This is a genomic window from Streptomyces sp. CB02959, from assembly GCF_002803155.1.
Taxonomy (GTDB): domain Bacteria; phylum Actinomycetota; class Actinomycetes; order Streptomycetales; family Streptomycetaceae; genus Streptomyces.
Genome location: NZ_NNBP01000008.1, coordinates 314293 through 324515 on the forward strand (window position 1 = coordinate 314293; position 10223 = coordinate 324515).

Sequence of the window (10223 nt, forward strand, 5' to 3'; positions counted from 1 at the left end):
AGCCGTTGCGCCTGCGCTCGTCCCGTGAGCCGCCTTCCGATCACGGTGGACCATCCCGGTCACAGCACTAGGCGACAGGAGCTGGGCTTCGGCGGAATGCCGAGGAGCTGCGCGGCGCACCGATTCCGTCCCTGGCGCGTCGGCTTTGCGGTCCTTGCCGGGGGAGCAGGCTAGTGATTGAGCATTTCGGCGCGGAAGATAGAGCCCCTGGTCGCACACGAAATGTCCCCGGCAAGGATGGCGACTCCGAAGAGCCTATGGAAGGCGACCCGAGGTCCCGTTAGGCTGCGTTTTTGTCAGGGTCGGTATCGGAGTGGATGGTCCGCTGGGATTTCCACGATTACAACTTTGTGCCCGTCCGGATCGGCGATCCACATCTCGATCAGCCCCCACGGCTCGCGCACCGGCGGCCGCAGCACCGCGACCCCCCGCTCCACCAGCTCCTCGTGCGCCGCCGCCGCGTCGGCCACCTGGAGCCACAGCTGGACGGTCGGCGTCGGGGTGCTCGTGGCCCGCCCGGAGACCTCCAGGAACCCGCCGCCGAGGAAGTACACGGTGCCGCGCTCCGGCCCCGTACCGAACTCCCGGTAGACCGCCAGCCCCAGCGCCTCGCCGTAGAACTTCCGCGACCGCTCCGGATCGGCCGGCCGCACCAGCACCCTGCTGCTCAGTACCTGCACCATGGCACGGACCCTACGCCGCCGGGCCGCCCCGACGGGCCGGACACGGCGCACCGCCGGGCCTTGGGGGCCTTCCGGCCCTGCCGCCGGCCGCCGCCTCTTGTTAGCCTCGCTGGCAGCCATCCTTACGGCCCGAGAGGACCCCGCGCACCATGCCCACCACCTCGCTGACCTTCCGCACCGCCACCGACACCGACGTCCCCGGGCTCGTCGCACTGGTCGAATCGGCCTACCGCGGGGACGCCAGCCGGGCCGGGTGGACCACCGAGGCGGATCTGCTGGAGGGCCAGCGGACCGACCCGGAAGGCGTCGCCGCCGTGGTGCGCAACGAGAGCGGCCGGCTGCTGGTCGCCGAGCGGGACGGCGAGCTGATCGCCTGCTGCCAGCTGGAGAACCGCGGGGACCACGCCTACTTCGGGATGTTCGCGGTCCGCCCGGAACTCCAGGGCAGCGGCCTGGGCAAGGTGATCATCGCCGAGGCCGAGCGCACCGCCCTGACCGCCTGGGGCACCCCGGAGATGCGGATGACCGTCATCCGGCAGCGCGCGGAACTGATCGCCTGGTACGAGCGCCGGGGCTACCGCCGCACCGGCGAGTTCACCCCGTTCCCCTACGGCGACGAGCGGTTCGGCATCCCGCAGCGCGCCGACCTGGAGTTCGAGCTGCTGGTCAAGCCGCTGGGCTGACCGCCGGACCGGCCGCGGCGGCCGGCCCTACAGCCGCCCGGCCTCGATGATCCGCTGGAGGAACTGCCGGGTCCGGGGGTGCTCGGGCTCGCCGAAGACCCGACCGGGCGCCCCGCGCTCCAGGACCACCCCGCCGTCCAGGAAGCACACCTGGTCGGCGACCTCCCGGGCGAACCCCATCTCATGGGTGGCGATGACCATCGTCATACCGTCCTCCTTGAGGTCCCGGACGACCCGGAGGACCTCGCCGACCAGCTCCGGGTCGAGCGCCGCGGTGATCTCGTCGAGCAGCAGCAACCGCGGCCGCCCGGCCAGCGCCCGGGCGATCGCCACCCGCTGCTGCTGGCCCCCGCTGAGCCGGTCCGGATACTCGCCGGCCCGCCCGCCGAGCCCCAGCCGCTCCAGCAGCTCGCGGGCGCGCTCCTCGGCCTCGGCGCGCGCCACCCCGTGCACCCGGCGCGGCGCCAGCGTGATGTTGTCCAGCACGCTCATGTGCGGGAAGAGGTTGTACGCCTGGAAGACCACCCCGATCCGGCGGCGCACCGCGTCCGCGTCGGCCCGCGGATCGGTGATCTCCTCGCCGTCCAGGAAGATCGCCCCGTCGTCGATCTCCTCCAGCAGGTTGGTGCAGCGCAGCAGCGTGGACTTGCCGGACCCGGAGGCCCCGATCAGCACCGTCACGCTGTGCGGAGGGACCTCCAGGTCCACGTCCCGCAGGACGACGGTGCCGCCGCCGCGCCCGTAGGTCTTGCGCACCGACTCCATCCGCAGCACCGGCCCGCCGTCCCCGGCCGCCGCCTCCGCCGCCACCGGGCTCCCGTCCGTCGTGCTCATACCGTTCCTCCCTGGGCGCGCCGGCGGTCCATCCGGGCGGTGACCCAGTCGGTGAACCGGGTCATCGGGATCGTCAGCGCCACGAAGACCAGACCGGCCACCACGTACGGCGTGTAGTTGAAGTCCTTGCTGGCGATGATCTGCGCCGCGTAGACGGCGTCCACCGCGCCCGCGATCGACACCAGCCCGGTGTCCTTCTGGAGCGACACCAGGTCGTTCAGCAGCGGCGGCACCACCCGCCGCACCGCCTGCGGCAGCACCACGAAGCGCAGCGTCTGCCCGCCGGAGAGCCCCAGCGACCGGGCCGCGGCCCGCTGCGAGGGGTGCACCGACTCGATGCCGGCCCGGAACACCTCCGCCACGTACGCCGAGTACGTCAGCACCAGCGCCGCGCCGCCGAGGATCACCGGATCGGTGGTGACGCCCTGGAGCCGCAGCGCCGGCACCCCGAACACCACCATCAGCAGGCAGATGATCAGCGGCATGCCGCGGAAGAAGTCGGTGTAGGCGGTGGCCAGCAGCCGCAGGGGGAAGAACACCGGTCCGCGCAGCGTCCGCGCCACCGCCAGCAGCAGGCCGAGCACCAGCACCGCGGCCCCGCAGACCACCAGCAGCCGCAGGTTCAGCAGCAGCCCCTCCAGCACCTTCGGCAGCGCGATCCGTGCGTACGCGGCGCTGAAGAACGTCTCCCGGGTGCGCGGCCAGCCGGGCGCTGCGGTGACCACGAAGTACAGCACCGCGCCGGTGACCAGCGTGCTCAGCGCCGCGAGGCCGGTGGCCCGGCGCGCCCGGGTGCGCTTGTACCGCTCCCGTTCGATCCGCCGCCGGGACGGCACGTACCCGTCGTCGGCGGACCCGCCCACACCGTCCGGCGCGGCCCCCTTCGCCGTCCCCGCCGCCTTCGCCGTCCCGGACGTCACTTCAGCACCGGCACGTTGACGGCGTCGGCCAGCCACTGCTTCTCCAGCGCGGCCAGGGTGCCCTTGCGGCGCAGCGCGTCCACCGCCGCCGTCACGCAGCCGGTGATCGCGCTCTCCTTGTCCAGCACCAGCCCGAACTGCTCCTTCGCCGGCCCCTGATGGGCGAACTGCCCGACGACCACGGCGTCCTTGAGCTCGGCCGAGGTGATGTAGAAGGCGGTCGGCAGATCGACCAGGATCGCGTCCACCTGACCGTTCTTCAGCGCGGCCTTGGCCAGGTCGTTCTTCTGGAAGACCGCGACGGCCTGGTGGGGGCGGATGGTGTCGTTGACGACGTCGAGGCTGGTGCTGCCGACCTGGGCGCCGAGCTTGGCGTCCTTGAGGTCGGCGATGCTCCTGGCGCCGGCCGCCTTGGAGCCCTTGACCGCGACGACCGCCTGCCGCACGTCGTAGTAGCCGGAGGAGAACGCCACCGCCTGCTTGCGCGAGGCGCTGATCGAGACCTGGTTGACGTCGAAGTCGAAGGACTTCGCACCGGGCGCGAAGGCGCTGTTGAACGGCACGGTCCGCCACTGCACCGCGTCCTTGCCGTACCCCAGCTCCTTGGCGACGGCATAGGCCACCGCCGACTCGTAGCCCTTGCCGTTGGCGGGGTCGTCGTCGCTGAACCAGGGCGCGTAGGCGGGCTTGTCGGTGCCGACCGTGATCTTCCCGGGCGCCACGGTGGTCAGCTTGCCGGGCGCACAGCTCCGCTTCCCCGGCCCGGCGGCCTGCGCGCCGTCGGGGGACGCGTCCTGCGGAGCGCAGCCGACCGCGGTGACGAGCAGCACGGCGGTGGCGCAGACGGTGAGACGTACGGGGCGTGGCGACAGGTGCATGTCGGGAGAGTGGCAGCGCACCGGCCTCCCTGTCGAGATCACCGGGGCGAACGTCCACATGCTGGAAGCCCGTTGCGCCGCTGTGAACTGCGGATTTCCCGTCGGGCGGCCCCCGTGTGCCGGGCTCGGCCGACCCGCCCGCAGGATCTCGGCTACGCGGTGAAGCGCACCGCCCGCCGGATCTCCGGCTGGTCGGTCACCACCCCGTCCAGCCCCAACCCGCGCGCCAGCCGCAGCTGGTCATGGGTGTTCACCGTCCAGCCCAGCACCCTCAACCGCGCGGCGTGCGCCCGCTCGACGAGTTCGAGGGTGAGCCGCCGGATGTCGAGCGACACCAGTTCCGCGCCCACCGCCTTGGCCCGGTCGACGACATCGGCGTCGTACCACTCGCCCACCAGCCCGGTGCGCACCCCCGGCAGCAGGGTGCGGACCGCCGCCAGTGCCTCGTCGTGGAACGAGATCACCTCCACCCGGCCGGTCAGGTCGCGCGAGCGCACCACCTCGGCCAGCGACCGGGCCGCCGCGACATCCTTGATCTCCGCCTGGATCGGCAGCCGCACCGCGTCCACCACCTCCTCGAACACCGGGATCCGCTCGCCCTGCCCGGCGTCCAGCTCCCGCAGTTCGGCGAGGGTGCGCTCGGCGACCGGGCCGCTGCCGTCGGTGGTCCGGTCGACGTCCGGATCGTGCATCACCACCAGCCCGCCGTCCTTGCTCAGATGCAGGTCCAGTTCGATGACGTCGACGCCCTCACGTTCGGCCCGTACGAAGGAGCGCAGGGTGTTCTCCGGCTCCACACCCATCAATCCGCGGTGCCCGATGGTGAGAAAGGACAAGGCTGCCTCGCTTCTGTCGGCTCGGTTGCTGTCGGCTCCGCGCACATGTCGGCCGCCGGCGCACTGCTGCCCGAAATGGCCCACAGCCTAATCCGCGCAACAGCGGCATCGCCGTAGGGACAAGTGCCCTCTAGCCCGTACGAGTGCCCGCGCGCCGCGCCCGCTACGCACCGTCGGCCGGCCCGGATGCCGCCATCCGTGCCAGATCCGCCGGCATCGCCTCGGCCAGCGCCGGCTCCGCGAGGTGCTGGCGCTCGCTCCAGGCCGGCGCGACGCGGGGGAACGCCCATTCCGGGTCCTGTTCGGCGCGCCGCAGGGCGCCGCGGACCTCGGCCAAGGCGTCCCGGGTCCGCGCGAGGTGCCGCTCCACCAGGGTGCGCAGGGTCTCCGGGGTGGCGAGGTGGCCGAGCCAGAGGCGCAGCACGAGCGGGTGCTTGAGGACCGGCGGACCCGGGTCGTCGGTGCCGTCCGCCCAGCCGGCGAGCGCGGCGCGGCCGGCGTCGGTGAGGGTGTAGCCGCGGGTGGCCCGCGGCTCCTCCGGTCCCGACCGCCGCGACGTGGCGAGCCCGAGCCGCTCCAGCCGCCGAAGCTCCGCGTAGATCTGGCTGATCGCAGGCGACCAGTAGAAGAACCGCAGCGAGGAGTCGGCCCACTTCTTCAGCTCGTAGCCGGTGCGCGCACCGCGGAAGGAGACCTCGCTGTGCGGCGTCGACCGCGACCGCACGACGCAGGAGGTGGAGGAGGCGCTGCGCATCATCGGCCGCGCCTGGCAAGGCGAACAGCTCGCCTACCAAGGCGAGTTGATTGACATCCCGCCGCACCCGATCCTGCCCCGGCCGCACCAGATGCCGCACCCGCCGCTCTTCCTCGCCTGCAGCCGCGCCGAGACCCTCCGCCAGGCCGCCGAACTGGGCGTGGGCGCCCTCGTCATGGGCTTCGCCGGACCGGACGCGGTCGCGGAGCTGCGCACCGTGTACGACGCCGCCCGCGCCGCCCGCACCGGCGACCGGCTGGTCTCCCCGCGGATCAACGACCACTTCGCGGTGCTCTGCCCGACCACCGTCCTGGCCGACCGGGAGCGGGCCCGCGCCGTCGGCCTGCGCGGCCAGCGCTTCTTCGCCCAGGCCATCGCGCACTGGTACGGCGGCGCGGGGATCCCCGACGAGGCCGTGGTGGACGGCGCGGACGAGGCCGCCGAACTGCGGCGGGCCGCCGAGACGGTCGTCGCCCACCTCCACGAGCAGCGCATCCCGGTCCGCCCCAACGCCACCGCGACGTTCCGGGCCGACCACGCCTACGGGACGGCCGAGGACGCCATCGCCTACGTGGAGCGGTTCCGGGCGGCCGGCGCCGACGAGGTGATGTGCCTGATCCAGATGGGCACCGTGCCGCAGGAAGCCTGTCTGGAGACCATCCGCCAATGGGGTGAAAAGGTCATTCCGCACTTCGCCGGGGACCGCCCCCGCCCCGCGTCCGTCACCCGCCCGGACGGGCCGTGACTCCAGGGCCTACCCCGCCATCCTCCGGAGAAAACGCGGAATACGACACCCTGGATGCCAGGAAGTGAGGCCGAACCCGTACCTCACAGGAAAAACACTCGTGACCACGGGGGGTCAGCAGAATAATTTTCACCGACCCCACTTGAATGGGCGATCCTTGGCTGGTTACGGTGTTCCCACAGGACGATCTACCGCCGGAGGGCAGTCATGACGGAAATTCTTTCGCCTGTGGGTGTCCGGGGTGGCACCCTGTCCGACGAGTCCGTGGTCGCGCACCCCGCCTGGCCCGTACTGAAGGACGCCATCGAGACCATCCGCCCGTGGCAGGTCAAGGACGGCTCGATCGACCTCGCAGCGGACGGCGCGCCGACCGCCGAGGCCGTCCGCCACGAGGTCGAGCGGGCGATCCTCGCCATCCGCGAACTCGCCCCGCTGATCCCGCACAACGCCGCCTACCACCAGGCACTCGCCGCCGACCTGCGCCGCTGGGCCGACGACGGCTTCGGCGTCCCCGACTTCCTCGACTCGCTGCTCGCCTTCCAGCCCGCCCAGCAGCGCGCCGACGGCCTCCAGCACCTCGTCGTGTTCCCCATGTACACGCAGAACGGCAACCCGGACCGCAACTTCGAGGCCGTCGTCCTGCGCATGGTCTGGCCGGACTGGCTCGCCGACCTGGAGCGCACCCGCTACGACAACCCCCTCTTCTGCGGGATCACCTTCGAGGACTTCACCGCCGGCTACGACACCAACTCGGCCGTCCTCTTCCCCGAGACCATCGCGGTCCGCCAGGCCCCCGAGCGGTTCAGCTGGGGCGGCATCTTCTGCGACCGCGAGGCCGCCCGCTTCCGCCGGGTCAGCGAGGCCGCCGTGGACCTGCTCGGCGTCGAACTCCCGCCGGACGTCGAGGCCATGCTCGACGACCAGCAGCGCTGCCAGCAGGCGTTCGTCCTCTGGGACATGATCCACGACCGCACCCACAGCCACGGCGACCTGCCGTTCGACCCGTTCATGATCAAGCAGCGCCAGCCGTTCTGGATGTACGGCCTGGAGGAGCTGCGCTGCGACCTCACCGCCTTCAAGGAGGCCGTGAAGCTGGAGGCCGAGGGCTACCCGCAGGCCCGCGACGTGCAGTTCGCGGTGATCTTCGACCGGATGTTCCGCTTCCCGGTCACCGGCGACCGGGTGCGCAATTATGACGGCCTCGGCGGCCAGCTGCTCTTCGCATACCTCCACAAGCACGACGTCGTACGCTGGACGGACAACACACTGCACATCGACTGGGAGCGGGCGCCCAGGGTCACCAACCAGCTCTGCGGCGAGATCGAGAAGCTCTACCGCGACGGCATCGACCGGCCCAAGCTGGTCCACTGGTTCGCCGCCTACGACCTCGTCTCGACCTACCTCGCCCCGCACCCCGGCTCGGTCTGGGCCAAGGGGCCCGACGCCCTCAACCTCGACCAGCCGCCGCGCAAACTCGTGGACGACGTGCTTCCCGACGAGTTCCCGCTGAGCATGTTCTACGAGGCGCTCGCCAAGAAGCTGCGTACCGTGATCGCCTCGACCAAGGGCATCACCGCCCAGAGCGAAGCGCCGGCGGCGGCGTGACGAACGCGCGGACCGAGCAGGAACAGAACGGGCAGCAGAGTATGCGGACCGACCGGAACACCCGGCCAACGGCCGTCCAGGGGCAGGACGAGGAGGCGACGGAGATGGTTACTTCGACGGGCGGCCAGGGGCCGCTGGACGGTGCGGTCATCGCGGTGGCCGGAGCGGCCGGCCCGGCCGGCCGCGCCACCCTGCTGCGACTGGCCGAGGCCGGCGCGACCGTGGTCGGCTCCGACGCCAACCCCGAGCGGCTGGCGGAAGCCGTCGACGCGGCCCGCTACGCCCACGGCGGCGCCACCGTCATCGGAGAGACCGTCGACCTCCTCGACCTCGACCAGACCCGCGAATGGGCCGCCCGTACGGAGAAGGAATTCGGCCGGGTCGACGGCGTCGTCCACCTCGTCGGCGGCTGGCGCGGCTGCTCCACGTTCACCGAGACCGACCTGGCGGACTGGGACACCCTGCACAAGCTCCTGGTCCGCACCGTCCAGCACACCTCCCTCGCCTTCTACGACGCACTCGAACGCAGCGGCAACGGCCGCTACGTCCTGATCAGCGCGGCCGGCGCGAGCAAGCCCACCGCGGGCAACGCCGCCTACGCCGCGTCCAAGGCGGCCGCCGAGGCGTGGACCCTCGCCATGGGGGACGGTTTCCGCAAGGCGGGGGGCGAGGAGGGGCCGCGTGCCGCGGCTGCCATCCTGGTCGTGAAGGCGCTCGTCAACGACCAGATGCGCGCCGAGCGACCGAACGCAAAGTTCGCGGGCTTCACCGACGTCACGGAGCTGGCCGAGGCCATCGCCGGAGTCTGGAACCGGCCCGCCCAGGAAGTGAATGGACAGCGTCTGTGGCTGACCCCCAAGCCGTGAACCGGGCGAGGACCGACGCCCGGCAGCACCACGACCCGCAGATCCGCGGCTTCGCCAGCGACAACTACGCCGGTGCGCACCCCGAAGTGCTCGCCGCGCTCGCCCTCGCCAACGGCGGCCACCAGGTCGCCTACGGCGAGGACGACTACACCGAGCACGTCCAGCGCGTCTTCCGCAGCCACTTCGGGCAGCGCGCCCAGACCTTCCCGGTGTTCAACGGCACCGGCGCCAACGTCGTCGCGCTCCAGTCCGTCACCGACCGCTGGGGCGCGGTGATCACCGCCGCCACCGCACACATCAACGTCGACGAGTGCGGCGCCCCCGAGCGGGTCGGCGGCCTCAAACTCCTCACCGTCCCCACCCCCGACGGCAAGCTCACCCCCGAGCTCATCGACCGCGAGGCGTACGGCTGGGACGACGAGCACCGCGCCATGCCGCAGGTCGTCTCGATCACCCAGAGCACCGAACTCGGCACCGTCTACACCCCGGACGAGGTCCGCGCCATCTGCGACCACGCCCACGAGCGCAACATGCTGGTGCACCTCGACGGCTCCCGCATATCCAACGCCGCCGCCACCCTCGACGTCCCCATGCGCGCCTTCACCAACGCCGTGGGCGTCGACATCCTCTCGTACGGCGGCACCAAGAACGGCGCGGTCTTCGGCGAGGCCGTGGTCGTCCTCAACCCCGACGCGGTCCGCGCCATGAAGCACCTGCGCAAGCTCTCCATGCAGCTGGCGTCCAAGATGCGCTTCGTCTCCGTCCAACTGGAGGCACTGCTGGCCAAGGACCTCTGGCTCCGCAACGCCCGCCACGCCAACACCATGGCCCAGCGCCTGGCCACCGGCGTCCGCGAGATCCCCGGCGTGGAGATCCTCTACCCCGTCCAGTCCAACGGCGTCTTCGCCCGCCTCCCGCACGACGTCAGCGAACGCCTCCAGAAGCGGTTCCGCTTCTACTTCTGGGACGAGCAGGCCGGCGTGGTCCGCTGGATGTGCGCCTTCGACACGACCGAGGCCGACGTCGACGCCTTCCTGACGGCGATCCGCGAGGAGATGGGCCGCTAGTCGCTGCGCTTGGTTGGGCCCCGGACGTTTTTGGCTGTCCCGCCGTGGGGGTTGCTCGTCGTTGCGCCTGGCGGCGCTGGCTGTTGTCCGCTGCGCGGGGCTGTTGGGTGCGGTGTCGGGTCGGAGGGGTCGGTGTGCAGGACTGCTGCGCTTTACGTCCTGCACACCGACCCCTCCGCCCCGACCCCTCCCGGTGGTGGTGAGGAAAGACGGTGGGTGGGGGCCAGCGTGAGTGGTCGCCTACCGGTCGCTACTCAATCCCGGTCACCACTCAACAACGGACCCGCACCGTCCCACTCACGCGCAGCCCCACCGGCCTTTTCCCACCCATCAACGGGAGGGGACGGGTCTG

The 10223-nt window shown here is 71.7% G+C and carries 10 protein-coding genes and 1 pseudogene; 5 read left to right on the top strand and 6 right to left on the bottom strand.

Annotated elements, in window-relative coordinates:
- Window positions 1-296: 296 nt before the first annotated feature.
- Window positions 297-683, bottom strand: a complete 387-nt coding sequence (locus CG747_RS16110) for a VOC family protein (protein ID WP_100602405.1) — start codon at window positions 681-683, stop codon at window positions 297-299.
- Window positions 684-832: 149 nt separating this feature from the next.
- Between CG747_RS16110 and CG747_RS16115 the strand changes: the two genes are divergently transcribed.
- The gene (locus tag CG747_RS16115; RefSeq protein WP_100602406.1) at window positions 833-1366 is read left to right on the top strand and encodes a GNAT family N-acetyltransferase; all 534 of its coding nucleotides are present in this window, start codon (window positions 833-835) and stop codon (window positions 1364-1366) included.
- A 27-nt stretch (window positions 1367-1393) separates the two neighbouring features.
- Here the strand turns inward: CG747_RS16115 and CG747_RS16120 are convergent, their stop codons facing one another.
- The 5 genes from CG747_RS16120 to CG747_RS16140 form a co-directional block, all read right to left on the bottom strand.
- A complete protein-coding gene (locus tag CG747_RS16120) occupies window positions 1394-2200 on the bottom strand; it encodes an amino acid ABC transporter ATP-binding protein (protein WP_100602407.1) in 807 nt (268 codons plus the stop codon).
- Window positions 2197-3063 carry an amino acid ABC transporter permease gene (locus CG747_RS16125; RefSeq protein ID WP_100602437.1) on the bottom strand — a complete coding sequence of 289 codons (867 nt, stop codon included), beginning with the start codon at window positions 3061-3063 and terminating at the stop codon, window positions 2197-2199. Before CG747_RS16125 ends, CG747_RS16120 begins: the two co-directional genes overlap by 4 nt.
- Window positions 3064-3116: 53 nt before the next feature.
- Window positions 3117-3998 (bottom strand): ABC transporter substrate-binding protein, encoded by an 882-nt coding sequence (locus CG747_RS16130; protein WP_100602408.1) that lies wholly within the window; start codon window positions 3996-3998, stop codon window positions 3117-3119.
- Between the two features lie 152 nt (window positions 3999-4150).
- Window positions 4151-4834 (bottom strand): glycerophosphodiester phosphodiesterase family protein, encoded by a 684-nt coding sequence (locus CG747_RS16135; protein ID WP_100602409.1) that lies wholly within the window; start codon window positions 4832-4834, stop codon window positions 4151-4153.
- Window positions 4835-4997: 163 nt separating this feature from the next.
- Complete coding sequence (locus CG747_RS16140; RefSeq protein ID WP_257980445.1) at window positions 4998-5591, bottom strand: PadR family transcriptional regulator; 594 nt, start codon at window positions 5589-5591, stop codon at window positions 4998-5000.
- Here CG747_RS16140 and CG747_RS16145 point away from each other — a divergent pair.
- The 4 genes and pseudogenes from CG747_RS16145 to CG747_RS16160 form a co-directional block, all read left to right on the top strand.
- Window positions 5521-6333 (top strand): annotated as a pseudogene (locus CG747_RS16145) (LLM class flavin-dependent oxidoreductase); the annotation flags it as partial. The gene CG747_RS16140 and the pseudogene CG747_RS16145 sit on opposite strands and share 71 nt — an antisense overlap.
- A 207-nt stretch (window positions 6334-6540) precedes the next feature.
- Window positions 6541-7938, top strand: a complete 1398-nt coding sequence (locus CG747_RS16150) for a DUF6421 family protein (protein ID WP_100602411.1) — start codon at window positions 6541-6543, stop codon at window positions 7936-7938.
- A 41-nt stretch (window positions 7939-7979) separates the two neighbouring features.
- The gene (locus CG747_RS16155) at window positions 7980-8804 is read left to right on the top strand and encodes an SDR family NAD(P)-dependent oxidoreductase (RefSeq protein ID WP_100602438.1); all 825 of its coding nucleotides are present in this window, start codon (window positions 7980-7982) and stop codon (window positions 8802-8804) included.
- Window positions 8801-9871, top strand: a complete 1071-nt coding sequence (locus CG747_RS16160) for a low specificity L-threonine aldolase (protein WP_100602439.1) — start codon at window positions 8801-8803, stop codon at window positions 9869-9871. Before CG747_RS16155 ends, CG747_RS16160 begins: the two co-directional genes overlap by 4 nt.
- The last annotated feature ends 352 nt before the right edge of the window (window positions 9872-10223 follow it).

Bases quoted from the DNA above. Each gene is read 5' to 3' on its own strand.
- CG747_RS16110 (WP_100602405.1), bottom strand. From the start codon at position 683: ATGGTGCAGGTACTGAGCAGCAGGGTGCTGGTGCGGCCGGCCGATCCG.
- CG747_RS16115 (WP_100602406.1), top strand. From the start codon at position 833: ATGCCCACCACCTCGCTGACCTTCCGCACCGCCACCGACACCGACGTC.
- CG747_RS16120 (WP_100602407.1), bottom strand. From the start codon at position 2,200: ATGAGCACGACGGACGGGAGCCCGGTGGCGGCGGAGGCGGCGGCCGGG.
- CG747_RS16130 (WP_100602408.1), bottom strand. From the start codon at position 3,998: ATGCACCTGTCGCCACGCCCCGTACGTCTCACCGTCTGCGCCACCGCC.
- CG747_RS16140 (WP_257980445.1), bottom strand. From the start codon at position 5,591: ATGATGCGCAGCGCCTCCTCCACCTCCTGCGTCGTGCGGTCGCGGTCG.
- CG747_RS16150 (WP_100602411.1), top strand. From the start codon at position 6,541: ATGACGGAAATTCTTTCGCCTGTGGGTGTCCGGGGTGGCACCCTGTCC.
- CG747_RS16155 (WP_100602438.1), top strand. From the start codon at position 7,980: ATGCGGACCGACCGGAACACCCGGCCAACGGCCGTCCAGGGGCAGGAC.